19 protein-coding genes are annotated in these 25,934 nt (G+C 68.5%); 18 read left to right on the top strand and 1 reads right to left on the bottom strand.

Features of this window, described 5'->3' with window-relative positions; translation table 11 throughout:
- Window positions 1–4: 4 nt before the first annotated feature.
- From AC07OZ_RS22310 to AC07OZ_RS22365, 12 genes are all read left to right on the top strand, one after another.
- Window positions 5–523, top strand: coding sequence for a chemotaxis protein CheW (locus AC07OZ_RS22310; protein WP_495469254.1), 519 nt, complete (start codon window positions 5–7; stop codon window positions 521–523).
- A gap of 61 nt (window positions 524–584) precedes the next feature.
- Window positions 585–2,846: a methyl-accepting chemotaxis protein gene (locus AC07OZ_RS22315; RefSeq protein ID WP_495469255.1), complete on the top strand. Its 2,262-nt coding sequence runs from the start codon at window positions 585–587 to the stop codon at window positions 2,844–2,846.
- 88 nt (window positions 2,847–2,934) lie between these two features.
- Complete coding sequence (locus AC07OZ_RS22320; protein ID WP_495469256.1) at window positions 2,935–9,726, top strand: hybrid sensor histidine kinase/response regulator; 6,792 nt, start codon at window positions 2,935–2,937, stop codon at window positions 9,724–9,726.
- A 62-nt stretch (window positions 9,727–9,788) separates the two neighbouring features.
- Window positions 9,789–10,847: a GGDEF domain-containing protein gene (locus AC07OZ_RS22325; protein ID WP_495469257.1), complete on the top strand. Its 1,059-nt coding sequence runs from the start codon at window positions 9,789–9,791 to the stop codon at window positions 10,845–10,847.
- A 4-nt stretch (window positions 10,848–10,851) separates the two neighbouring features.
- Window positions 10,852–11,901, top strand: coding sequence for an alpha/beta hydrolase family protein (locus tag AC07OZ_RS22330; RefSeq protein ID WP_495469258.1), 1,050 nt, complete (start codon window positions 10,852–10,854; stop codon window positions 11,899–11,901).
- A gap of 342 nt (window positions 11,902–12,243) precedes the next feature.
- Window positions 12,244–13,689, top strand: a complete 1,446-nt coding sequence (locus AC07OZ_RS22335; protein WP_495469259.1) for a CHASE3 domain-containing protein — start codon at window positions 12,244–12,246, stop codon at window positions 13,687–13,689.
- Complete coding sequence (locus AC07OZ_RS22340) at window positions 13,670–14,308, top strand: response regulator (protein ID WP_377160262.1); 639 nt, start codon at window positions 13,670–13,672, stop codon at window positions 14,306–14,308. The genes AC07OZ_RS22335 and AC07OZ_RS22340 overlap by 20 nt, the downstream gene beginning before the upstream one ends.
- Window positions 14,309–14,325: 17 nt before the next feature.
- A complete protein-coding gene (locus AC07OZ_RS22345; protein WP_495469260.1) occupies window positions 14,326–15,348 on the top strand; it encodes a response regulator in 1,023 nt (340 codons plus the stop codon).
- 10 nt (window positions 15,349–15,358) lie between these two features.
- On the top strand, window positions 15,359–15,862 hold the full coding sequence (locus AC07OZ_RS22350) for a Csu type fimbrial protein (RefSeq protein WP_495469261.1): 504 nt from the start codon (window positions 15,359–15,361) through the stop codon (window positions 15,860–15,862).
- 102 nt (window positions 15,863–15,964) lie between these two features.
- Window positions 15,965–16,723, top strand: a complete 759-nt coding sequence (locus AC07OZ_RS22355; protein WP_495469262.1) for a fimbrial biogenesis chaperone — start codon at window positions 15,965–15,967, stop codon at window positions 16,721–16,723.
- A 34-nt stretch (window positions 16,724–16,757) separates the two neighbouring features.
- Complete coding sequence (locus AC07OZ_RS22360; RefSeq protein WP_495469263.1) at window positions 16,758–19,208, top strand: fimbria/pilus outer membrane usher protein; 2,451 nt, start codon at window positions 16,758–16,760, stop codon at window positions 19,206–19,208.
- Window positions 19,205–19,714: a spore coat protein U domain-containing protein gene (locus tag AC07OZ_RS22365; RefSeq protein WP_495469264.1), complete on the top strand. Its 510-nt coding sequence runs from the start codon at window positions 19,205–19,207 to the stop codon at window positions 19,712–19,714. Before AC07OZ_RS22360 ends, AC07OZ_RS22365 begins: the two co-directional genes overlap by 4 nt.
- A 3-nt stretch (window positions 19,715–19,717) precedes the next feature.
- On the opposite strand, the gene AC07OZ_RS22370 is transcribed toward AC07OZ_RS22365, so the two are convergent.
- Window positions 19,718–21,184: a cryptochrome/photolyase family protein gene (locus AC07OZ_RS22370; RefSeq protein WP_495469265.1), complete on the bottom strand. Its 1,467-nt coding sequence runs from the start codon at window positions 21,182–21,184 to the stop codon at window positions 19,718–19,720.
- A gap of 35 nt (window positions 21,185–21,219) precedes the next feature.
- Here AC07OZ_RS22370 and AC07OZ_RS22375 point away from each other — a divergent pair, with 35 nt between their 5' ends.
- The 6 genes from AC07OZ_RS22375 (at window position 21,220) to AC07OZ_RS22400 (ending at window position 25,832) form a co-directional block, all read left to right on the top strand.
- Window positions 21,220–21,798: a YqgE/AlgH family protein gene (locus AC07OZ_RS22375; RefSeq protein ID WP_331615556.1), complete on the top strand. Its 579-nt coding sequence runs from the start codon at window positions 21,220–21,222 to the stop codon at window positions 21,796–21,798.
- 76 nt (window positions 21,799–21,874) lie between these two features.
- Complete coding sequence (ruvX, locus tag AC07OZ_RS22380; protein ID WP_495469266.1) at window positions 21,875–22,306, top strand: Holliday junction resolvase RuvX; 432 nt, start codon at window positions 21,875–21,877, stop codon at window positions 22,304–22,306.
- On the top strand, window positions 22,303–22,803 hold the full coding sequence (pyrR, locus tag AC07OZ_RS22385) for a bifunctional pyr operon transcriptional regulator/uracil phosphoribosyltransferase PyrR (RefSeq protein WP_495469267.1): 501 nt from the start codon (window positions 22,303–22,305) through the stop codon (window positions 22,801–22,803). Before ruvX ends, pyrR begins: the two co-directional genes overlap by 4 nt.
- 4 nt (window positions 22,804–22,807) lie before the next feature.
- Window positions 22,808–23,770, top strand: coding sequence for an aspartate carbamoyltransferase catalytic subunit (locus AC07OZ_RS22390; protein WP_431260647.1), 963 nt, complete (start codon window positions 22,808–22,810; stop codon window positions 23,768–23,770).
- Window positions 23,767–25,095, top strand: coding sequence for a dihydroorotase (locus AC07OZ_RS22395; RefSeq protein WP_495469268.1), 1,329 nt, complete (start codon window positions 23,767–23,769; stop codon window positions 25,093–25,095). Before AC07OZ_RS22390 ends, AC07OZ_RS22395 begins: the two co-directional genes overlap by 4 nt.
- Window positions 25,095–25,832 (top strand): lysophospholipid acyltransferase family protein, encoded by a 738-nt coding sequence (locus tag AC07OZ_RS22400; protein WP_495469269.1) that lies wholly within the window; start codon window positions 25,095–25,097, stop codon window positions 25,830–25,832. The genes AC07OZ_RS22395 and AC07OZ_RS22400 overlap by 1 nt, the downstream gene beginning before the upstream one ends.
- The last annotated feature ends 102 nt before the right edge of the window (window positions 25,833–25,934 follow it).

Raw genomic sequence — 25,934 nt, forward strand, 5'->3', positions numbered from 1 at the left:
CATCATGGCCAACAAGCAAGCGCTGCGCGAACTTCAACAACGGCTGGCGCAGCGCATGCAGGCGGCGCGCGAGGCGCCGCAGGCTGCGAGTTGGCTGGCGGTCGATTGCGCGGGCCTCGGCCTGCTGCTTCCGCTCAAGCAATCCGGCGAAATTTTCACGCCGGTGCCGCTTCAGGCGGTGCCGTACACGCAGCCCTGGATGCTGGGCGTGGCCAACTTGCGGGGCGGTCTGCACACCGTGGTGGACCTGTCAGCCTTCCTGGGCCTGCGAGGTCCGGCCCCGCTGACATCGGCCCACCGGCTGGTGTCGTTCAATCCGGATCTGGGCATCAACTGCGCGCTGCTGGTCGACCAGCTGCTGGGGCTGCGCGGCGATGAACAGCTCCAGGCCGAACCCGATGCGGGTGGCCATCCCGATTTCGCTCCTGCCCGCATGCGCGACGGGCAGGGCCGGCGCTGGCAAGTGCTGGACCTGGATGCGCTGACGCAGCATCCGCAATTCCTGCGCATTGTTTTGAACTGATAGCCAGACGACGGTCCCGTCACAGGCGCCGATTCGACGAACGAGATCAAACGAGGGTGAGATGAGCTTCCTGGACAAGATCAAGAACAAGGGCAAGAACGAGGGCAACGACGACTTCGACGCCGGTCCGCAGACCGACGCGGGTTCGGCGCCGGAGGACACGCAAGACTTCCAGCCCTCGATCATCACCACGGCGCAGCCCACGCCGGAGTTCCAGGACACGTCCGCGGGCTACCAGCCCTCGGCGTCCGCCCCGGAATCGCCTCAGCCGATGCCGGCCGTGGCCCGCCAGCCCGAGCAGCGCCGCACCGGCCTGCTGACGGCGCTGGTGGCCGCCGGCCTGATCGGCACGACGCTGACGGTGTCCTGGTCGCTGATCAGCTCGAACCGCTCCGCGGCGCAGGTGCGCGGCGCCGGTCAGGCGGCGACGCAGTCGCAGCGTCTGGCGAAGGCGGTCTCGACCGCGCTGCTGGGCAACAAGAACGCCTTCCCGGAAATGAAGGAAGCGTCGGAGATCCTGACCGGCGTGATCGGCTCGCTGCGCGACGGCAGCGGTGAGCTGGCCAAGGCGCCAGGCTCGGTCGATCCGCTGCTCGAGAAGATCGCCCCGATGGTGGCGCGCGCCGACAAGAACACCAAGGTCATGCTGGCGCAGGAAAAGGTGCTGACCCAGGTCGGCGCCGCGCTGCGCGCGATCAACCGGCAGTCGTCCGACCTGCTGGAAAGCGCCGAAGCCGTGGCCTCGCTGTCGCTGCAGAGCTCGGCGCCGACGGGCGAAGTCGCCGCGGTCGGCCAGCTCGTGATGCTGACCCAGCGGATCGGCAAGTCCGCCAACGAATTCCTGACGCAGGAAGGCGTGAGCCCCGAGGCCGTGTTCCTGCTGGGCAAGGACTTGAACGCGTTCCGCGAGATCGCCCAGGCGCTGCTGAACGGCAACCCCGAGCTGCGCCTGAACGGTGCCAAGGACGCGCAGGTGCGCGAACGTCTGAAGGTGCTGCTGACGCAGTACGACCAGACCCGCTCGCAGGCGACCGCCATCCTGTCGAACCTGCAGGGCCTGGTGTCCGCGCGGGAAGCGCAGACGGCGATGCTGAATGACTCGGAAGTGCTGCGCAAGGACCTGGACGACCTGGGCGTTGGCCTGGAATCCGCCGGCGGCCTGAATCCGGCGGTGCTGATCGCGATGCTGGCCTCGCTGGCGCTGCTGGTGATCGGCTCGGTGGGCTTCCTGCGGCTGTACGTGTCCGACCAGTCGCGTCGTGCCCAGATGGCGGAAGAACAGCGTCGTGAAGCCGAGGCGCAGGAGCAGGAAGCCAAGCGCGTCAACGACGCGAACCAGGCGGCGATTCTGCGACTGATGAACGAACTGCAGACGGTCGCGGAAGGCGACCTGACGCACCAGGCCACCGTGACCGAAGACATCACCGGCGCGATCGCCGACTCGGTGAACTACACCGTGGAAGAACTGCGCTCGCTGGTGCACCAGGTGCAGACGACGGCGGTCCGGGTGACGGACACGACCGCGCAGGTCGACCAGACGTCCACTGAACTGCTGGCTGCGTCGACCGAACAGCTGCACGAGATCCGCGCCACCGGCGAAGCGGTGCTGCAGATGGCGCACCGGATCAACCAGGTGTCCGCGCAGGCGCAGCAGACCGCCGACGTGGCCCGCCAGTCGCGGGAAGCTGCCGAGCAGGGTCTGGAGGCGATGCAGAACAACATCGGCGGTATGAACCAGATCCGCGACCACATCCAGGAAACGTCCAAGCGCATCAAGCGTCTGGGCGAGTCGTCGCAGGAAATTGGTGAGATCACGGAGCTGATCTCGGACATTACCGAACAGACCAACGTGCTGGCGCTGAACGCGGCCATCCAGGCGGCGTCCGCGGGCGAAGCGGGTCGCGGCTTCTCGGTGGTGGCGGAAGAAGTGCAGCGGCTGGCGGAACGTTCCGCCGACGCGACGCGCCGGATCGCCGCGCTGGTCAAGACCATTCAGACCGACACGCACGATGCCGTGGCCGCCATGGAGCGCTCCACGCTGGGGGTGGTCGAGGGGACGAAGCTGTCCGACGCGGCCGGTCGCGCGCTGGAAGACATCGACTCGGTGTCGCGTCGCCTGGACGACCTGATCGGTCAGATCTCGACGGTTGCGCAGAACGAAGCACGCGCCGCCAACGAGGTCGGGGCCAACATCCAGCACATCTTCGCTGTGACCGAGCAGACCTCCGACGGTACGCGGTCCACCGCCCAGATGGTGCATGAGCTGTCGCGGTCGGCGGAAGCGCTGAAGCAGTCGGTGGCCCGGTTCAAGGTCACGTCCTGATCGGGACTGGCCCCCGCCACGTGGCCATACCGGTAGAACAGGGATCACCCCGCACCGCGTCGACAAATAGAAGAGAACAAGAGCGAGCATGGACCTTACGCGCGAATCCGAGTTCCCCGCCGACCTGAGCCCATTGGCCTGGGTCCAGGAGGAGCTGCGCCGCACGCTGGAATCGGTGCACAAGGCCCTTCGCCGCGTGCTGCGCGATGCCGATGCGCGGTCGACGACACTGGGTGGCGACGGCCAACCCAGTCCCGCCCTGCAAGGCGCGGCCCAGCAGATGCATCAGGCCGCCGGCGTGCTGGCGGTCGTCAGTCTGCCTGCCGCCGCGCACCTGCTTCGCGCCGCCGAGGCGACGCTGTTCCGTCTGGCCGAAAACCCGGGCAGCGTGAGCATCGCCGAGGTCGAGGCGGTCGAGCGCGCGGACTTCGCGGTGCTCGCTTTCATCGCCAAGACCCTGGCCGGCGGACAGCCGAGTTCGCTGGCCTTGTTCCCCGCCTATCAGACGCTGCAGGAACTCAACGGCGCGGGTCGGATCCACCCGGCCGATCTGTGGACCGAGGAATTCCGCTGGCGCGAACTGCCGCTGGACCGCGGCGTGCGCGCGCTGACGTCCGAGCAGATGCGCACCCCGTTCGAGGCGCTGCTGCTCAAGCAGATGCGTGCCCCCGCGCCGGGACAAGGACAACTGCTGAGCGACCTGTGCGCCGGTTTGGCGCTCACGCAGAACCAGGCCAACGCGCGGACGTTGTGGATGCTGGCCGCAGGCCAGTTCGAAGCCCAATCGCGCGGCCTGCTGCCGGTGGACACGCTGGTCAAGCGACTCGGCTCGCGCCTGCTCGCGCAACTGCGCGCCGGCAGCGACGCGGCACCGTCCGAGCGCCTGGCCAAGGATCTACTGTTCTTTGCCGCCGCCGCCAAGCATGCGGAGCCCGGCTCCGCGCCGCGTCTGAGCGCGGTGCAGCAGGCCTATGGCCTGATCGAGGCCGACACTGTCGACTACCGTGACGATGCGCTGGGCCGCATCGATCCGAACTGGGTCGCCGCCGCGAAGCGTCGCGTCATCGCGGCGAAGGAATCGTGGGCCTCCGCCGCCGAAGGTGAGACCCATCGCCTGGGAGGACTGGACGAGCAGTTCGCCAACGTTGCCGAGTCGCTGCAGAAGCTGTTCCCGAGCGGCGAAGTGCTGGGCGACACGCTGCGCCGCGCCGTCGTCGCGACGCTGCGTTCGGGCCGCGCGCCCGAGCCGGCTCTGGCCATGGAGATCGCCACGTCGATGCTCTATCTGGAAGCCGCGCTCGAGGACGAGGCCTTCGACCAGCCGGAGCAGGGCGAGCGCGTGAAGAGCCTGGCCCGCCGTATCGAGTCGGTCGGCCACGGCGAAGCGCCGCTGGCGCTCGAGAGCTGGATGGAGGAACTCTACCGCCGCGTCGCCGATCGGCAGACGCTCGGTTCGGTCGTCCATGAACTGCGCGCCAGCCTGTCCGAGGTCGAGCGCCAGTGCGACGAATATTTCCGCGATCCCAGCAAGCGTGACCTGTTGATCCCGGTGCCGGGACAACTGCAGGCGATGCGAGGCGTGTTCAGCGTGCTCGGCCTGTCGCAGGCCGCGCAAGCCACGCTGAAGATGCGCGATCAGGTCGACGAACTGGCCAATACGGAGGTTGATCCGACGCTGTCGGGACCGCGCGCGCAATTCGACAGGCTCGCCCACAACCTGGGCGCACTGGGTTTCCTGATCGACATGCTGAGCGTGCAGCCGCAACTGGCCAAGCGCATGTTCCGCTTCGAGGAAGATACCGGGCTGCTGCAGTCGCTGGTGGGCCGCGAAAGCGAAGCGCAGGCGAATGCGCAGGAATCGGCCGCCGCGGAAGCCGCGGCGCAGCCGCAACTGATCGATCAGTTGCAGGCGACAGCGCAGGCCGTCGCGCAGGGCGATCGTTCGACTGAGGATCTCGCCCGCGATCTGGAGCGGATCTCCCACGAAGCCCGTGCCGCCGACGACCTCGGCATGGCACAGGCGGCACAGCAGGCGCAGCAGCAGCTGTTGTCGGCCGGCGGCGATGCATCGGGCAGTCATGCGGCCGAGTCGCTGCAACAGTTCATCGAGGCTGCCGCTCCCGCCGCGCCTCCGGCGCAGGCGCCGAGCGCGCCGATCCCGCAGGCTGAGGAAGCGATCGACGAGGAGATGCTGGGCATCTTCCTGGAAGAGGCGGCCGAAGTCGTGTCGACGGCGCGCGAGGCCATGACCGCGCTCGCCCGCAACGGCAGCGACAAGGAGCAGTTGACGACCGCGCGCCGTGCCTTCCATACGCTGAAGGGCAGCTCGCGCATGGTCGGGCTGAACGAGTTCGGAGAAGCGGGCTGGGCCTGCGAGCAGCTGTACAACCATCGCCTGTCGGAGCATCCGCAGGCCGATTCAGACCTGCTGCGCTTCAGCAATGAAGCGTTGGATGCGTTCCAGGCTTGGGCTGCGGCGATCGCCGAAGGACGGCCGCACGGCTTCCACAGCGCTCCGTTCCGCGCGTCTGCCGATGCACTGCGTCTGGAGAACCGTTACCTGCCGCTGCAGGTGTCGGCCGCGCCGGTCGCTGCCGTCGCCGAGCCGATCGCTGCCCTGCCGGAGACGATCGAAGTCGTTGAACTGGTCGACGTTGGCACGATCCCCGAAGTGATCGAGACCGCCGAGGTGGTCGAAGTCGTTGAGCTTGCCCCCGTCGACGAGGGGTACGAGCTCGATCTGTCGGGTCTGCCCGAACTGTCGCTCGCCGACGAGGTCGCCGCGCCCGCGCGGTCGACCACGCCCGACGAACAGGCCGCGCTGGACCTGCTCGCCACGCTGGACGCGGAACCGGTCCCGGCGGGCTCGGTCCTGCCATCGCTGGACCTGCCTGCATTGGATCTGCCAGGTCTGGACGTGCCTCCGCTGCCGGTGGCCGACCTTGGCATCGTCACTGCCGTCGAGGCGGCGACGCCCTTGGACCTGTCCGCAGACATCCCGGGCGAACTGCCCGAGTTGACTCAGGCGGTGCCGGATCTGCGCTCCTCGATCGACCTGGACACGCTGTCCGCGGCCGATCTACCTGCACTCGACACGACGATGTCCTTGCCGACCGTGGCCGACGTGATCGACCCGTCGTCGCTGCAGACGCCGTCGACATCCGGGCAGCCCCTCGCCGTCGAGCCGCCGGTCTTCCACGATGAACCGACGCAGGCCTTGGAGCCGACACTGACGTCCGCCGATGACGCGACCGTCACGATGGACCTGCCGGACGGTTGGCCAGCGGATGCGCCGATGGTCGAGATCGAGGCCACGACACCGATGCCGCTGGATGAACTGCCGGCCGCGCCGGTGTTCGACGAGCCGGCTCTCGACCTGCTGGATCTGTCCGGCTTGAACACCGAGCCGGTGACCGCGATCGATGCGGCCTCCACGCCGGATCTGTCGCTGACGCTGGACCTGGGTCAGGAACTGGTCGATACGCCGCCTGAAGGCCTCTCGCCGCGCACGCTGTCTGATCTGGAACTGCCGGATCTCAATCTGGACACGCCGGCTGTGCCCGCGACGCACGCGGCGCCGGCGTTGAGTCTGGTAGGCGGGACGGCGGTGACGCCGCCGGTTGCCGGGACTTCGATCGAATCGCTCGACGAGGAGACCGACGCCGAGGACAGCGATGAAGGCGTCAAGGTCATCGGCCCGCTGCGCATCGGCATTGCGCTGTTCAACATCTTCCTGAACGAAGCCGACGAGCGTTCGCGCCGTCTGCAGGTGGAGCTGACCGAATGGTCGCTGCTGCCGCAATCGCCTCTGCCGCAGGACGCGGAAGCCTTGGCGCACGGTCTGGCCGGCAGTGCGGCGACGGTCGGCTTCGACGACCTGTCGACGCTTGCCCGTTGTCTGGAACATGCCCTGGGCCGCGCCCAGGGGCATGAGGTCGGCGACCCGACGCTGTTCCAACGCGCCTCGGATGAGATCCGGCGACTGCTGCATCAATTCGCTGCCGGATTCCTGAAGGAAGTCGATCCCGCCTTGCTGGTCGAACTGCAGGCTTTCGAGCCGGGCGCGGTGCTGCCCGACGGGCATGCCGACAGCGACGAGGGTCTGCTGGCCATGTCGCTGGAGGAAGTGTCGACGGCTTCGCTGCCGGCCAGCCTGCTGGTCGCTCCTGTCGCGCCGGCCGAGCCCGATTTCCCGACCTCGCAGGCTGAATTCCATCGGGCCGCCGAGGCGACCGACGACGATTTCGACTTCAACCAGCCCGACCAGATCGAGCCGGAGCTGATGCCGATCTTCGAGGAGGAAGCCGAAGACCTGCTGGGTGAGTTGCACGGCGCGTTGCGCGAGTGGGCGGCCCAGCCGGCGGACACCGGTCGTGCCGCAGCCTGCATGCGTGTGCTGCACACCTTCAAGGGCGGGGCACGCCTGTCCGGCGCGATGCGCCTCGGCGAGGAAGCGCACCGCCTGGAATCGCAGATCGAGCGCCTGCTGGCCGACGGCGAGCCGCGCTTCGAGCAACTGCTCGCATTGCAGGACGCAGGCGACAGCCTGGAGCACACCTTCAAGACGCTGCAGCGCACATGGCGCAATCCGGCGCCGCTGGTGCCCGCGCCCATGGCGCCGATCGCCGAGCAGCCGGCCCCCGTGCCTGTCGCGGAAGCTGTCGAGACCATCGAATCGCCCGCAGAAGGTTCGGATGCGATTCCGGATTCAGGCGGTGACGTGATTGCTGAAACGGGAATCACGGTCGAGGAAACCGCGGAACTGGTCGAGCCAGCCGCACCGGTGGTTGAGACGGTTGAAGCGCCGATCGCCGAGCCGGTGATCGATGAACCCGTGGCAGAACTCATCGTCGAGCCGGTCGCTGAAATCGCTCCGGAGGTCGTCGAGGAGCCCGCTCCCGTGCAGCCGGCCGCTATCGCGTCCGCTGTGGTCGTGCCGCCTGCCGATATCGAGATCGACTGGGCCCACTTCAGCGAGGTCGCCGACCTCGGCCAGCCGTTGGAGAGCGCGCCGGTCGCGCCGGCCGCACAAGTGCGTGTCCGTGGCGCTCTGCTGGAACGCATGGCCGCACTGTCGGGCGAAGTGTCCATCCGTCGCGCCCGACTGGAATCCGAACTGGGCCAGATGCGCACGTCGCTGGGCGACCTCGACGACAACCTGGAGCGGTTGCGCACGCAGTTGCGCGAACTGGAACTGCAGGCCGAGGCCCGCATCGCCGCTCGCCAGGAAGCCGCACAGGCCACGGGCAAGGACTTCGACCCGCTCGAGTTCGACCGCTACACCCGCTTCCAGGAACTGACCCGGATGCTGGCCGAGTCCGTCAACGACGTGGCGACCGTCCAGCGCGGCCTGCAGCGCAACGTGGCGGCGGGCGAAGATGAACTGGCCGGCCAGTCCCGTCTGACGCGCGAGTTGCAGGATGACCTGCTGCGCACGCGGATGGTCGAATTCGACAGCAGCCTGGGCGAACGTCTGCATCGCGTCGTCCGGCAAGCCTCCCGCGAGAGTGGCAAGCAGGCGCAACTCGAGATTCGCGGCGGCGGCGTCGAACTGGACCGCGCCGTGCTGGAGCGTCTGACGGGCGCTTTCGAGCATCTGCTGCGCAACAGCGTGGTGCACGGCATCGAGACGCCGGACGTCCGCCAGCAGGCCGGCAAGGCCCCGGTGGGCCGGATCGTGCTGAACCTGCATCAGGAAGGCAACGAGATCCAGGTCCGCTTCAGCGATGACGGCGCCGGCCTGAACCTGGCGCGCATCCGCGCCCGTGGCGAGAGCCAAGGCCTGATTCAACCGGGTCAGGACGTCGGCGATTCACAGCTGATGGATCTCATCTACGAGCCGGGCTTCTCCACCGCTGACGCGCTGACCGAGATGGCCGGGCGTGGCGTCGGCATGGACGTGGTGCGCTCGGAAGTGAACACGCTGGGCGGCTACGTCCTGACGCAGTCGACCCCGGGGCAGGGCGCGAGCTTCGAGCTGCGCGTGCCGCTGACGACGGCGCTGACGCAAGTGGTCGTGCTGCGCTACGGTGACCGCAAGGTGGCCGTGCCCGCGGCGCTGATGCTGTCGGTGCAGCGTCTGCCGGTCGACACGGTGGAACAGGCTTACGTCGACGGCTCGCTGATGGCGGCCGGTGAGCGCATGCCCTTCTACTGGCTGGGCGGGCTGATGCGCCACAGCGACCGAGGCTTCGCTCATGGCAAGACCTTGCCGGTGGTTCTGGTGCACAGCGCGCAGCAGCGTCTGGCCCTGCACTGCGACGAAGTCCTGGGCAACCAGGAAGTCGTCATCAAGAACCTGGGCCCGCAACTGATGCAGGTGCCGGGCCTGGCGGGCATCAGCCTGCTGGCCTCGGGTGACGTCGCGCTGATCTACAACCCGGTGGCGCTGGCCAACCGCTATGGTCATGCCGCGCAGCAACGCGTGCATGACGCCGAAGAGGCGGCGCGCCAGGAGGTGATCGAGGAAGCCAAGGTCCAGCTGGCGCCGCTGGTGATGGTCGTCGACGACTCGTTGACCGTCCGCCGCGTCACGCAGCGCCTGCTGGAGCGCGAGGGCTACCGCGTGCTGTTGGCCAAGGACGGCCTCGATGCGATGGAGCGGTTGGGCGGCGACGAGTTGCCGGCCGTCGTGCTGTCGGACATCGAGATGCCGCGCATGGACGGTTTCGACCTGGTCCGCAACCTGCGCGCGGACACGCGTCTGGCGGGGCTTCCGGTGATCATGATCACGTCGCGGATCGCTCAGAAGCACCGCGAGTATGCACAACGGCTCGGAGTCAACGATTACCTGGGCAAGCCCTATGACGAAGAGCACCTGCTGGGTCTGATCGCCCGATACACTTCGCATCTGTCCGCCGGCCAGCCGGCGAGGGCGTAGCGTCCGGCCTCCCGGACATCGGGAAGCCGGCGCCAGGATCCTCCCTCCACGCTGCAAACACCATGTCCGGGGTAGTTGACCATCTTGCCGAACTGACGGGCTTCCGTGACCGCGATGTCATGGACGTCACGCTCGTCACCGCGCTGCGGGATCTGCTCAACGGTCCGGTCGCCGCGGTGGCGATCTATCGCTGCGTCGGCGAGCCCGGCCAACAGCGCTGGCTGACGCGAGCCCGGCTGCGCTCGAACGATTCCGTGGCCACGGCCGACTCGCTGTGGGTCGATCCCGAATCCCTGCCCCGACTGGCCGAACACCCGCGCCGCCTCGAATGCCTGACGCAGCGCAGCGTGCTGCAGCAACGCGAGGGCGAGGAGTGGGTGACGCTGTTCCCTCTCGCCACCGAGCGCGAAGTCGTGGGCGTGCTGGAACTGCACACGGCGCGTCGCCTCAAGGCCGAGGCGCAGCGCATGGTCTCCAGCGTGCTGCGGATCTATCACAACTTCCAAGGGCTGCTCGACTACAGCGAGCGCGACACGCTGACCGGCCTGCTCAACCGCAAGACTTTCGACGAGAGCTTCCTGAAGGCTGTATCGGAACTGCCGCAACGAGCGCACGGCGAGGCCGGCGCGCAGGACGAGGCGGGCCAGGATCGCCGGCATGCCGCCGTGCATCCGCGCTACTGGCTGGGGGTCATCGACATCGATCTGTTCAAGTCGATCAACGACCGCTTTGGCCATCTGATCGGCGACGAGGTTCTGCTGCTGCTATCGCGCCTGATGCGCAGCAGCTTCCGCTTCAACGACCTGCTCTACCGCTTCGGTGGGGAGGAGTTCGTCGTGCTGATGCGCTGCGAGGATGAGCCCGACGCGGCCCACGCCTTCGAGCGCTTCCGCAACAACACTGCGCAGTACGCGTTCCCGCAGGTTGGCCGGATCACGGTCAGCATCGGCTTCACGCAGATCCGCGGCGGTGATTCGCCGGCTGCGGCTTTCGAGCGCGCCGACAAGGCCGTCTATCACGCCAAGGGTGCAGGACGGAACCAGGTGCAGAGCCACGCCACGCTGGTCGCGCAAGGCGCGATGTCCGAGGCCAAGCATCTGAGCGACGTCGAACTCTTCTGACAGCGTGACCAGCACCAGGCGCTGGACTGCGCTGGCCGCCTCGGCGTTGATGGCGGTCGCGGCGCTGCTGATCGGTTGCGCCTCTCCTCCGCCTGCGAGCGGACCTGACCTGCCGGCGCAGCCCGGCGTGCAACTGGCCGACGACGGCAGTCACCATTGGCAGGACTTCGACTGGACTGATCCCGCCCGCAATCGCGCGGTGCCCGTGCGTGTCTATTGGCCTAGCGGTGCGGCTCCTGTCCGTGGCTGGCCGGTGATCGTGTTCTCGCACGGCATGGGCGGCTCCCGCCGCAGCTACAGCTATCTCGGCAGCTACTGGGCCGCCCACGGCATTGTCGCCATGCATGTCCAGCACATCGGGAGCGATCGCCGCTTGTGGTCCGGCGGCTTCGGCTGGTCCAACTCGCTGAATCTGGTACTGCGACTGCAGCACGCGGCCCAGCCGGAAGAGGCGGTCGACCGCACGCAAGACGTCCGTTTCGCGCTGGACCAACTGCTTGCCGGGCCATTGGGTTCTCAGCTCGATCCGGCGCGGCTCGCGATTGCAGGGCATTCCTACGGCGCCAACACCAGTCTGCTGCTCGCAGGCGCCAAGGTGCCGGCATCGACAGGGCCGCTGGGTGGCGGCGTACCGTTGCCCGCCATGGCCGATCCGCGCTTCAAGGTCGCGATCCTGATTTCCGCACCACCGTTCTATGGCGAGAGTGACCTCACACCGATCCTGGGCAGCATCGCGATCCCCACGCTGCATATCAGCGCCACGGACGACGAGATCACCATCCCCGGCTACTACAGCGGCCCGGCGGACCGCGTGGCGCTGTTCGACGCGATCGGTGGCCAGCACAAGGCGCTGGCGATGTTCAGTGGCGGCTCGCACAGCATCTTCACCGACCGGATGAACACCGGTGGCTTCGATCTCAATCCGAAGGTCAAGGCCGCCACGCGCGAACTGAGCCTGGCCTATCTGCGGCTGGTGCTGGACGGCGAGGACGCCCCGCTGCGCGACTGGCAGCGGCGTCACGGCGCATTGCTCGCGCGCTGGCAGGCCCCCTGACCTGACTCCCGGAGGTGCTGGGGCGAGTCAAGGCCTGACCCCGCGACCATGCCCGCCTGGCCTCAAGCCGCAGTCCCTGAAGCGTCGGCGTGGCTTTCGCGGGACGCGGCACGTGAGCAGGGACTTGCTTTTCCTGCGCTACCCCTCTAGCGTTAGGCCCATGTGAACGGTCTCCGCAGAGAGACGCATCACCGGCCCCGGATGCGAAGGGCCGCAGAGAGAGGCGCGACGACACGTCGCGAGCAACAGAAGCACTGGGGTGGATGTCGACGCGGATGTCATCGCTGTGATGTCGTCGTCCACAGGGTTGTCCTAACACGGGCGAGCAAGCCCGGATCTTCGATGCGCATGCTGACCTTTCCGGTGGCTGCGGGCCTGTTGCTGGCCGGCTGCATCGCTTTCGTGGCCACCGCCTACGGCGAGTACCGCAGTCTTGGCGAATTGACGCGTCAGGAGAACGTGCGCGCCCATGCGCTGCGCACGCAGCAGGTCATTTCCGATCTCAACGCGCTGCTGATCGACCTCGAAACCGGCACGCGCGGTTTCCTGATCACCGGCGATGCCGCATTCCTGCAGCCCTACGAGCGCGCACAACGCGACCTCGACGCCCACTATGCCGAGCTGAAGACCGCGCTGGCGCGCTCCGGCGATCCGCAGGAAACGGCGTTCTCGCGTCTGGACCGCTTCATCGCCGAGCGCCGCCATCAGGTCGAGCGCCAGGTTGAAAGCCGTTGGAAAGAGGGTGAATCCGCCCTGAAGGATCGCCAGGCCTATGTGGCCGGCAAGCAGTTGATGGATGAGATCCGCGGCGAACTCGGCCGTCTGAAGTCCGTGCAGCAGCAACGGATCGATGGCATCGAGGCGGCCGTCGCCATCCAGACGAAGGAGACCACGCTGCTGGCGCAGGTGTTGCCGCTCGCGGGCGGTGTGATGGTCGCCGCGGCGATGGCCGCGTTGTGGATGGAGCGCGAGCGGCGCGATCAGGCCGAACGCGCGCTGCGCGACAGCCACGCGCAACTGGAGGGTGCCGTCGTCGAGCGCACCCGCGAGTTGACCGCGGCGTTGGGCCGGATCCAGACCTTTGCCGCCGAACTGGACCGCGGCGTCGAAGCGGAACGGCGCCGTCTGGCCCGCGAGGTCCACGATCAACTGGGCCAGCTCGGCACGGCGGCGAAGATGCTGGCGTTGTCCATGGCGCGCAAGATCGCACCGGCCAAGGAGCCGATGCATGAGGAGATGCTCGCCATCGCCGATGAAGTCATCGGTGCCGCGCGCCGCATCGCCAACACCCTGCGTCCGCCGCTGCTGGACGACTTCGGTTTCTCTGCGGCGGTGCAGCACTACGTGCAGGGGCTGCAGCGCCAGAGCGATCTCATCGTCGATGTCGACCTGGCGTCCGACGAGGCCCTGACGCCAGAGCAGCACAACCAGCTGTTCCGCCTGCTCCAGGAGGCCGCGACCAATGTGCTGCGGCATGCGCAGGCGCAGCAATTGACGATTGAATCGCGCCTCGAAGAAGGTGAATACCGCTTGCGCATCGAGGACGACGGTGTCGGGCCTGGCCATGTGCGCGTGGACGCGTCAGGTTTACGGAACATGCGGGAACGCGCCGTGCTCGCAGGCGGGGACCTGGTGTTCGGGGCGGCGCCCCAGCGAGGCACTCGGATCGATGTCCGGGTGCCGCTGGGGGCCGGTGCAGGCGAAGCGGAGGACGCGGACGGCACCGCGGGTGGCGCCGCCGCGAGACGGGAGAACGAGGAGGGTTGGGATGAGATTTCTGATCGTTGACGACCATCCGATCATGCGGCTCGGGGTCAAGCAGTTGATTCAGGGCTACTGGCCACAAGCGGTGATCGACGAAGCGTCGACCATCGCCGAGGGGCTGCAACTCGGGCAGGCAAACAAGCCCGACGCGCTGGTGCTGGACCTGTCGCTGCCCGACGCGAGCGGGACCGAGGGTGCCAGCCGCATGCTGCGCGCGATCAAGGGCGTGCCCGTGCTGGTGCTGAGCCTCAACGCGGAATCGGCCTACGCCGCGCGCCTGCTGCAGATGGGCGTTTCCGGTTACCTCCCGAAGGACAAGGCGACCGATGAGCTGGTCGTTGCGCTGCAGCGCCTGCTGCAAGGCGGGCGCTACGTCACCGCGGCGATGGCGGACCACCTGCTGGGGCTGTTGAGCGGCGCCACGCCCGGGCAATTGCCGCATGAACAGCTGTCGGCGCAGGAGCACCGTGTGATGCTGCTGATCGCGGCCGGCAAGACGCCGGCCGAGATCGCCGACACCATGCACCTGTCGGCCAAGACGGTCGGCACCTACCGCGCACGGATCCTGGAGAAGACGGGCTGGCGCAACAACACCGAGCTGACGAAGTACTGCGTCCAGCACGGTCTCACGGACATCCAGTGACCAGGCGGAGGCCGTAGGTGATCGCCCGACAAACCCTGCGGAGGGAACCCGACACTAGCTTGGGCGGGGTGCCGCTGATGCGGGCGGGGGGGCGGGCGCAAGATGCCGGACAGGCGGTGACAACCAGTTGCCGCGTCGATCCGGAGCACCCCTTCATGGACATCTTTCTCGTCGAGGACTCGTCGGCCATCCGCCGGCTCCTGGCACGCCGGCTCGAAGACATGCCGGGCGCGCGCGTCGTGGGCGAGGCGGACTCCGCGCCGCAGGCGATCGCCCTGATCGACTGGCTGCAGCCGGACACTGTGCTGCTGGACATGACCTTGCTGGTGGGCACCGGGGTCGACGTACTGCGCGGGCTGCGCGGCAAGGGCTACCGGGGGCGAATCCTGATGCTCACGCATCACGCGATGGACGCCTACCGCGACCTGTGCATGCAGGCCGGCGCCGACGGTTTCTACGACAAGGGAACGGGGCTGGAGACGCTTTTCGGCGATCTCGATGAACTGATGCAGAGCGAGCTCGCGGGCGGGCGGCAGCAGCGGCCGTCGCCCCTGTTGCGCGATGCCGCGACGGGCCTGCTCGGGCAGGTCGCCTTGCTTGAGCGGCTGGACCAGGTGCTGCGCATGGTCAATGCGGAGGCGGGCAAGGTGGCCGTCACCGTGGTCGTGCTGAAGGGGCTGGAGGCGCTGCTGCGCAGTCAGGGCGTGTCGGCCGCGGCGCCGGTGCTGGTCGAGATCGGCCGGAGGATGTCGGGCTGCGCCGGCCCGGCCGATCTGCTGGCACGGCATGCCAACGAGCAGTTCGCGCTGGTCGTCTCGCGCGCCGGTTCGGCCCAGGAGGCGGAGGTGCTGACGGACCGCATCGCCGAATCGCTGGCCGACCCCTTCGACCTTGGCGGCCACGAGGTGCGGCTGGACAGCCATGTCGGCCTCGCCGTCTATCCCCGCGACGCGATCTCCGCGCGCGGACTGCTCATCCTTGCGGAGGCCCGGGCCCATGGCACGCGGCTGCCCGAAAGGGGCAGCGCCGTGGTGCACTGACGGGACACGGATGCGGAGAAGCCTCCCGCCGCTCCTGATCACGGCCGCGCTCGTCGGCCTGATCGGCGTTGCGCGCGGCGGCACGGCGACCAATACGCTGACCTCGCAGACCACGGTGTCCTCGGCCTGCAACGTGTCGGGCTCGACGCTGGCCTTCGGCTCGGCCATCAATCCGATCGGCGCGGGACCGGTGAACGGCACCTCGACGCTCACCATCGAGTGCACGGCCACCACGGCGTACACCGTGGCCCTGAGCGCTGGCAGCAATGCCGGCGGCGCCGCCAACTTCTCGGCGCGCAAGATGGTCAACGGCGCCTACACGCTCGGCTACCAGCTCTACGTCGATGCCGCGCGGACCTCCGTCTGGGGCAACAGCACCGGGGGGAGCACCGTCTACAGCGGCACTGGCAGCGGGGGTGTGCAGAGCGTGACGATCTACGGGCAGGTGCCGTCGCTGACCGGGGCGGTGCCCGGGGCTTATACGGACACGGTGACGGTGACGGTGACCTACTGAACTTGATCGATGACCGCCCCAGGGCGGCGCGCGAGCAGGACGGCTTCGGGCGGCCGGGATGCCCAGGGAGACATCGGACAACAAGACACAGGAGTGACGCCGATGAACACGATCCGACGCGGCCTGGCCGCCGTTCCGGGCATGACGGCCATGCTGGCGGCATTGCTGTCGGCCCTGCTGGTGACGCCTGCGGCTCATGGGGCCGACGTCAGCATCATGCCGGTCAACGTGCGGCTGGACCGCTCGAACGACCGGGCGACGGTGCAGGTCCAGAACAACGGCACCGAGCCGGTGACGATGCAGGCCGAGGGTATCCGCTGGACGCGGGAGAACGGCCAGGATGTCGACGGTCCGACGACGGACCTGCTGGTCAATCCGCCGATCTTCACCTTGCAGCCCGGACAGGTCCAGGTCTTGCGCGTGGGCTTGAGACGCCCGCCCGACCTGCAGCAGGAAGCGACCTATCGCATGGTGCTGCGCGAAGTTCCGGTGGCGCGCCAGGGCGGCGACACACAGGTCACCGGCGCGGTCCGGGTGCTGGTGGCGTTGAGGGTGCCGGTCTACGTGGCACCCAATCAGGTGCGGCGGGACTCGAGCTGGAGCGTGCAGCGTGCCAGCAGTGGCGAGACGGTGGCGACGGTGACGAACGCCGGCAATGTCCATGTGAAGGTCAGCGAGTTGCGGCTGACCGGCGCCAACGGCGAGGTGAAATCGATGGCGGTGCCGGGCGCGCAGAGCGTGGTCTTCCCCGGCGAGCAGCGCAGCTACCGCATCCCGACACCGGCGGGACCTCCCGGCAACCTGCAGGTCATGACCGACCAGGGACTGCAGCAGGTCACGGCCGGTGCGGCGGGCAAGTGAAGCCGGCCTGCTGCCGGCGGCGGTCTGCGCATGCGTGACCGCCGCCGCGCAGGCCCAGCAGCCTCCGCCGCCGCCCGCACAGCCGGCGTCGGACCCGGCGCAGGCGCTGGCCCAGGCGCCGCGATTCGGCGAGACGTTGCTGCTCGGGCTGAAGATCAACGGCATCCCGCAGCCGCAGACGGTGCGCGCGGTGCGGATGCCGGAGGGCCTGGCCATTCCGCAGGCGCTGTGGACCGAACTGAAGTTCCGCCCGCCGGCGCTGCCGCCGCGGATGATCGACGGCGAACTCCACATGATCCTGGGCGAAGGCCCTGGCGAACTGATGCGCTGGCGCGTCGAGGAGCTCAGCCAGACGCTGGAGATCGACGCACCACCCCAGGCCTTCTCCGACCAGCAGATCGAGGTGGCGCGCGCCGCCACGCAGGTGACCCTGCCGCCGACCTTCGGGCTCTACGCCAACTACGACGTGCAATGGCAGAAGCGCTTGAGCGGCGACGGCAATGTCGACGGGGTCACGGAGCTCGGCGTGCTGACGCCGGGAGGCGACCTCAACCACCAGCAGCTGTACCGCAGCGGCATGGGCGGCGGCTGGGTGCGGCTGGATACGCGCTGGACGATCGACCGTCCCGAGCATCTGACCAGTTGGCGGCTCGGTGACAGCATCGCGCAGCCGGGCACCTGGGGTCAGGCGATGCGTTTCGGCGGCGTGCAGTGGAGCACCGACTTCTCGCTGCGCCCTGGATTCCTGAGCTTCCCCTTGCCGACCCTGCGTGGCGAGGCGTCGCTGCCGTCGACGGTGGACGTCTTCGTCAACAACAGCCAGCGGCTGCAGGGCCGCGTGCAGCCGGGCCCGTTCGACATCAGCGACCTGCCGCTGGTCACCGGCCAGGGGGAGATCCGCACCGTGGTCCGCGATCTGCTCGGTCGCGAGCAGATCGTCGTGCAGCCGTACTACATCAGCCCCTCGCTGCTGAAGCCGGGGCTCTCGGCCTACAGCGTCGAGGCCGGCTGGCTGCGGCTGAACTACGGCATCGACAGCAACCGCTACGGCCGCGCGGTGCTGGCCGGGACCTGGCGCAACGGTCTCACGCCGGCCTTCACGCAGGAATGGCGGGGCGAGCTGACGCAGCGCCAGCAGGCGCTGGGCGCGACAGGCCTGTGGCTGTTTCCCGCGCTGGGCACCGTGAGCCTGGCCGGCGTGGCCAGCCGCAGCGACGATCCCGAGGCGCGCCGCGGCGCGCTCGCGACGCTGGGCGTCGAGCGCCAGGGCATGGACTGGAGCGGCGGCGTGCAGGTCAAGCGCGCCACGGCGGGTTTCACGCAGCTCGGCAACCCGGTGCTGCCCAAGTGGAGCGTCTCGGCATCAGTGGGCACCTCGTGGAAGCAATGGGGATTGGGCCTCGGGCTCGTCCACCAGGGAGCGCCGCAACGGCTCGCGCCCCAGGGGCAGCTGCAGGTGGCCAACAAGCTCTGGTCCTTCAACGCGAGCCGCAGCCTTGGCGGCTGGGGCTTCTTCGGCCTGTCCGCCTTGAAGGCGGGCGACGGCGGCGGCACGGCGATCTCGGTCTTCTGGAGCCTGCTGCTCGACGGCAACAAGAGCCTGTCGACGGCGTGGCAGGGTCAGCGCGGCGGCGGACAACAGTCGCGCGATCTCTGGCAGGTCCAGCTGCAGAGCAACCCGCCGGTCGGCGAGGGCCTCGGCTACCAGCTGCTGACGGAGTCTCACGGCCGGCAGCAGGCGCAGGCGCAGTGGCAGACCAACAAGGTGGCGCTGGATGGGGGCATCTCGCGGCTCGCGGGCCAGACCGACGTGCGGCTCGGCGCGAGCGGCGGGCTCGCCTACATCGACGGCAGCGCCTATGCGAGCCGGCGCATCGACGGCGGCTTCGCGGTCGTGCAGATCGACAACCAGGCCAACGTGCGCATCCTCCACGACAACCAGCCGGTCGCGCGCACCGACTCAAAGGGGCGGGCGTTCCTCCCGGCCCTGCGCGGCTACCAGATGAACCGCGTCGGCGTGGTCGCCGACGACCTGCCGCTGGATGCGGAGATCGAGGCGCTGGAGCTGCAGGTCATGCCGGCGGCGCGCAGCGCGGCGCTGATCCGTTTCCCGATCGCACACAGCCGCACAGCCACCTTCCGCGTGATCGACGAGGCCGGCGAACCGCTGCCGCCGGGCACCGAGTTGCAGGTCGCCGGATCGAAGCGCACATTCCCGATGGGCCTGGACGGCCGGGCCTTCGTGACGGGACTGGCGGACGGCGCCGATGCGGTCAGCGAGGTGCTGGCGCGGCGCGAGGACGGCACGCCGTGCCGGCTCGAGCTGAGGCTGCCGGCCCAGGCGACCGAACTGCCGGACCTCGGCACCGTGGTCTGTCGCAAGATCACGGCCTGGTCGACCGGCGCGACGCCCAAGCCCGGCGCGCCCGGCACGTCGGTCCCTACGGACCCACCCACCACGAACACCCGCAAGGAGTCGCCATGAACGCCATGCCCTTCCGTCCGCTTCGCGCGTTGCCGTGGTTGGTGCTGATGGCGGCGGCTCCCTCGGCGCATGCCCTGTGCGTCCAGGGCCTGTGCTCATGCACCGTCACGACGACGTCGGTGCTCTTCGCCAACTACAACCCGCTGGCCTACGGCAATACCGACTCGACCGGCACGGTCACGGTCAAGTGCGGCGGCGTGGCGGGACTGCTGATCCCGTTCACCATCGCGTTCAACCAGGGCAACGGGCCCGGCATCTTCGCGCGCCGGCTGAGCTTCGGGGCCAATTCGCTCAACTACAACCTGTACATCGACAACACCTACACGACCGTGTGGGGCGATGGCACGACCGGCACGATGGTCGGCGGCGGCCTGCTGCTCGATGCGCTGGGGTTGTCGCCGGGGCTGGTCTACACGGTCTACGCGCGCATCCCGGGTCGGCAGACCACCGTGCCGCCCGGCGGGCCGTACACCGACGCCGTCAGCGTGACGCTCACGTACCAGTGAGGATCACGTCTCGGGAAAGGTCCGGTCCTTCACCACGGCGTAGCGCGCCATCGTTGCCATCCGTGCCGTCTCATGGCGCACGATCGGCTCCGGATAGTCGCGTCCCAGTTCGACCCCGCAGGCCGCGAGTTCCGCCGGCTTCGCCAGCCACGGCGCGTGGATGAGCTTGGCCGGCAGCTTCGCGAGCTGCGGCAGGTAACGCTTGATGAACTTTCCGTCGGGGTCGAACTTCTCGCTCTGATTGATCGGATTGAAGATGCGGAAGTAGGGCTGCGCATCGCAGCCGCTGGACGATGCCCATTGCCAGCCGCCGTTGTTGGCGGCGAGGTCGAAGTCGATCAGCTTCTCGGCGAAGTAGGCTTCGCCGCGACGCCAGTCGATGCCGAGGTCCTTGATCAGGAAGCTGGCCGTCACCATGCGCAACCGGTTGTGCATGTAGCCGGTCTCGTTGATCTGGTGCATGGCCGCGTCGACGAGCGGATAACCGGTGCGGCCCTGGCACCAAGCCTCGAAGTCGGCATCCGCATCGGCGCCGTCGGCCCAGGCGATGCGGTCGTACTCGGGCCGGAACGCGCCCTCGACGACATGCGGATGGTGATGCAGGACCTGGTGGTAGAAGTCCCGCCAGATGAGTTCGGAGAGCCAGGTCTGCGCGCCGGCGCTGACGGCCTGGCCCCCCTTCGGCGCATGGCCCCGTGTCCAGGCTTCGCGCGCCAGGCGGCGGATAGAGATCGTCCCGAAACGCAGATGCGTGCTGAGGTAGCTGGGACCCTTCGCTGCCGGGAAGTCGCGCGTGTCGCCGTAACGGTCGATGCGCTCGAGGAACTCGTCGAACAGCCGCCGCGCGCCCGCGCTGCCGCCGGTCAGCGCCGCGGCGAGGCCGGCCGGCTCGAAGCCGATGTCGCCGAGCGACGGCACGCCCCGTCGTGGGGCCTTCGCCAGGTTTGCCGCGTAGCGCTCGACGGGATAGCTGCTCAGGAAGAACGGATTGATCTCGCGCAACCACGCGTTCTTGTAGGGCGTGAAGACGCCGTAAGGCTTGCGTGATCCCGTCAGGATCTCCGAGCGCTCGAAGACGACATGGTCCTTGAAGCTCTCCACCTGCACGCCGCGTGCGAGCAGCGTTTCACCCACATCGGCGTCGCGGCGGAGCGCGTCCGGCTCGTCGTCGTGGTTGAAGTAGAGCGCGCCGATGTCCAGTTCCGCCGCCAGGGCCGGGATCTGCTCCCGCGCGCTGCCGTGGCGCACGATCAGTCCGGCGCCGGGCGCCAGCGCCGCCAGGTCCGCGTCCAGCACCCGCAGGGCGTCGACGATGAACTCCACGCGGCGGTCCGCGCGCGGCAGCGCGTCCAGGATGTCCGTGTCCAGCACGAAGGCACAGAACACCCGCGGGTGGTGCTTGAGGGCATGGAACAGGGCGGCATGGTCGTCCGCGCGCAGATCGCGCCGGAACCAGACAAGGGCGTTCATGGAGAGGGAGTGTCGGTGAAATAGAATCCGCCCCTATGTCCAAGGAACGCATCGACCTGACCAACCAGTTCCTGATCGCCATGCCCGGCATGGTGGACGAGACCTTTGCCGGCTCCGTCATCTACCTGTGCGAGCACAACGAGAAGGGCGCGCTGGGCCTGGTCATCAACAAGCCGATCTCGCTGACCCTGGGCAACCTGTTCGAGAAGGTTGAACTCGAGTTGTCCGATGTGGACATGGCCGCGCGGCCGGTGTTCTTCGGCGGCCCGGTGCAGACGGAGCGCGGCTTCGTGCTGCACGAGGCGCTGGACGAGCAGGGCAACCATTACAGCGCGACGCTGGCCGTGCCAGGCGGACTCGAGATGACCACCAGCCGTGACGTGCTGGAAGCCTTGTCCAACGGCGCCGGCCCCAAGCGCGTGCTGGTCACGCTGGGCTACAGCGGCTGGGCCGCCGGGCAACTCGAGGAGGAACTCGGCCGCAACGGCTGGATCACCGTCGACGCCACGCACGAGATCATCTTCGACACGCCGATCGAGGAGCGCTACGACAAGGCGCTCGCCTTGCTCGGCATCGATCCCCGCATGCTCAGCCAGGAGGCCGGGCACGCATGATGACTGTGAGCCCCCCAGTCGCTTCGCTCCTGCCCCCGAGGGGCGCTGCCCGCCTAGGGGCGGCCCGGCGGCGGGCATGACCGGAGGCGTCATGAGCACCGTCTCTCCCGCTTCTTCCCCCGCCGCATTTGTTTCCCCCCTCGGTTTTGATTTCGGTACCAAGCGTCTTGGCGTGGCGACCGGCAACCGGATGCTGGGGAGCGCGCGCGGGCTGCGGACTATCACCGAGCAGGGCGACGCCCGCTGGGCCGCGATCACCGCGCTGATCCAGGAGTGGGAGCCCGATGCACTGGTCATCGGCGTGCCGCGCCATCCGGACGGCGCGCCGCACGAGATGACGGCCCGCGCGCTCAAGTTCGCCGGGCAACTGCGCGGCCGCTACCGGCTGCCGGTGGTCGAAATCGATGAACGCTACACCAGCGTGGAAGCCCAGTCGCAGGGCGCGCGCGACCTCGATGCCGCGAGCGCGGCATTGATCCTCGAACAATTCTTCCGGGAACATCCATGAGCACATTGCACCTCGATGCGGAAGCGCTCTACGCCGACCTCGTGCGCGGCGTCCAGCGCCTGCTGCAACCCGACTGCGCGCTGGTCGGCATCTGGTCGGGCGGCGCCTGGCTCGCCGAGCGCCTCCAGCAGGACCTGAAGCTGGCCGGCCAGCACGGCGTGATCTCCAGCGCGCTGCACCGCGACGACTTCGGCAGCAAGGGCATGAACGCCAGCGCCGACCACACGAAGCTGCCCTTCGACGTCGAGGGCCGCCACATCCTGCTGATCGACGACGTGCTCTACACCGGCCGCACCACACGCGCCGTGATCAACGAGCTGTTCGACTTCGGCCGTCCCGCGAGCGTCACGCTGGCGGTGCTGGTCGACCGCGGCGGCCGCGAACTGCCGATCGAACCGGTGTTCTCCGCCGCCCGCGTCGCGGTCGCGGCGAACCAGCGCCTCAGCCTGGTGAAGGGCGACGGTGGCCGATTCAGTTTCGACGTGAAGGAGGACTGACCCCATGCTGAGCAAACGCAATCCGCAGCTGAACAAGCATGGCGAGCTGATCCACCTGCTGTCCACCGAGGGCCTGCCCAAGGCCGTGCTGCACCAGATCCTGGACACGGCGGGGACCTTCCTCTCGGTCAACGACCGCGAGGTGAAGAAGGTGCCGCTGCTGCGCGGCAAGTCGGTGTTCAACCTGTTCTTCGAGAACAGCACCCGCACCCGCACCACCTTCGAGATCGCCGCCAAGCGCCTCTCCGCCGACGTCATCAACCTCGACATCGCGCGGTCCAGCACCGCCAAGGGCGAGACGCTGCTCGACACGGTCGCCAACCTGTCGGCGATGCACGCGGACATGTTCGTCGTCCGCCACAGCGAGTCTGGCGCGCCCTACCTGATCGCGCAGCACTGCGCGCCGCATGTCCACGTGGTCAATGCCGGCGACGGCCGCCACGCGCATCCGACGCAGGGCCTGCTCGACATGTACACGATCCGGCACTACAAGAAGGACTTCAGCAACCTGACGGTGGCCATCGTCGGCGACATCGTGCACTCGCGCGTCGCGCGCAGCGACATCCATGCGCTGACCACGCTGGGCGTGCCGGAGATCCGCGCGGTCGGCCCGAAGACGCTGGTGCCGGGCGACCTCAAGGACATGGGCGTGCGCGTGTGCCACGACATGGCCGAGGGCGTCCGCGATGCCGACGTCATCATCATGCTGCGCCTGCAGAACGAGCGCATGAGCGGCGCGATGCTGCCCAGCGCGGGCGAGTACTTCAAGAGTTTCGGCCTGACGCCCGAGAAGCTGGCGCTGGCCAAGCCCGATGCGATCGTGATGCATCCGGGCCCGATCAACCGCGGCGTGGAAATCTCCTCCACCGTCGCCGACGGCCAGCACAGCGTCATCCTGCCGCAGGTGACCTTCGGCATCGCGGTGCGCATGGCTGTCATGTCCATCCTGGCGGGGAACGAAGCATGAAGATCCTGATCCAGAACGGCCGCTTGCTCGACCCGGCTTCCGGACTCGACAGGATCGGCGATCTCGCCATCGCCTCGGGCCGCATCGTCGGCCTCGGCAGCGTCGGCGACTTCAACGCCGATCGCGTCATCGATGCGACCGGCCTGGTCGTCGCGCCGGGTCTCGTCGACCTCGCCGCGCGCCTGCGCGAGCCCGGCCACGAGCACGAAGGCATGCTGGAGAGCGAGCTCGCCGCAGCGGCCGCGGGGGGCGTCACGAGCCTGGTCTGCCCGCCCGACACCGATCCGACGCTCGACGAGCCGGGCCTGGTCGACATGCTGAAGTTCCGTGCCCGCAAGCTCAGCCGCTGCCGGCTGTTCCCGCTGGGCGCGCTGACGCGCGGCCTGGCCGGCGAATCGCTGACCGAGATGGCCGAGCTGACCGAATCCGGCTGCGTCGGCTTCTCGCAGGCCTACGTGCCGATCCGCAACACGCTGACCGTTCAGCGCGCAATGCAATACGCGGCGAGCTTCGGCTACACGCTGTGGCTGCATGCGCAGGATCCGTGGCTGAGCGGCGGCGTCGCGGCCAGCGGCGCGGTCGCCACGCGCCTGGGCCTGTCCGGCGAACCGGTCGCGGCCGAGACGATCGCGCTGCACACGATCCTGGAGCTGGTCCGCGTGACCGGCTGCCGCGTCCACCTGTGCCGAATCAGCAGCGCTGCTGGCGTGGAGCTCGTGCGTCAGGCCAAGAAGGACGGTTTGCCGATCACGGCGGACGTCTCGATCAACTCGCTCCATCTGACCGACGTCGACATCGGCTACTTCAACTCGTCGATGCGCTTGCAGCCGCCGCTGCGCCAGCAGCGCGACCGCGACGCGCTGCGCGCCGCGCTGGCCGACGGCACGATCGACGCGCTGGTCAGCGACCACAACCCGGTCGCCGCCGACGAGAAGACCTTGCCTTTCGCCGAGGCCACGCCCGGCGCCACAGGCCTGGAACTGCTGCTGAGCCTCGCGTTGCGCTGGGGTCAGGATGAGGGGCTGTCGCTCGCGCAGGCGCTCGACACCATCACCGCGCGTCCGGTGAAGGTCCTGGGCAGCGCGCTCGGCTCGCTGGCGGCGAGTGCAGGCCGGCTGGTCGAAGGCGGTGTCGGCGACGTCGTCGTCTTCGATGCGGAGGCCAGCGGCGCGGTGACGCCGGAGCGTCTTGTCAGTCAGGGCAAGCACACGCCGTTCGCTTTCGACATCACCGGCTTCGAACTGCCGGGCCGGGTGCGCTACACGCTGGTGGCCGGCACGGTCGCCTACGAGTCGCTGGTCACCGAAGCCGAGCGGACCGTCTGATGCGCGCCCTGGTCGGGGCGTGGCGAGCGCTGCGGATGCTCGCGCACATCGGGCACGGGGTGTACCTCGTCCAGTTTCGCTGGGGGCGACTGGAGACGCCGGCCAAGCAGCGCTATGTGGGCTGGTGGTCGGCCAAGCTGCTGCGCGTGCTGGGAGTGCGACTCGAGTCGCCCGGGCCCCAGGCCATGTCGCCGCGCCTCATCACGGCGAACCACATTTCCTGGCTGGACATCGCAGCGATTCATGCGGTGATGCCTGAGGCGCGCTTTGTCTCCAAGGCTGACATTGCGACCTGGCCGCTGGTGGGTGCTCTGGCGACGGCGGTCGGCACGCTCTACATCGAGCGTGCCAACAAGCGCGATGCGCTTCGTGTCGTGCACAAGACGGCCGAGGCGCTGGCCGCTGGCGAGACGGTGGCCGTCTTCCCCGAGGGCACGACGGGTGCGGGCTACCCGTTGCTGCCTCTGCACGGCAATCTGTTGCAGGCGGCGATCAGCACGCACACGCCGTTGCAGCCCGTGGTGCTGCGCTGGCATCAGCCCAACGTGCCGTACAGCGATGCGGCGCAGTACATCGGTCAGATGTCGTTGATGGAAAGTCTGTGGCGCATCCTGACTGCCAAGGATCTGGCGGTCGAAGTACGTTCGCTGCCGGCGATGCCCACCGAGGGTCTTGATCGCCGCCATCTGGCGGGGGCTCTCTCGGACCGCATCAACAACGCACTCCCCAGGCCCTGAGTCCCCGATCGATCGGGGACGGCAAGTCGTGAGGTCTCCGCGCTTGCCGCGGGGGCCTCATGACTTGGCGGCCAAGCGCGCCACCGGTCGCAGGTAGGCGAT

The organism is Roseateles sp. GW821-FHT09G03 (assembly GCF_059416045.1).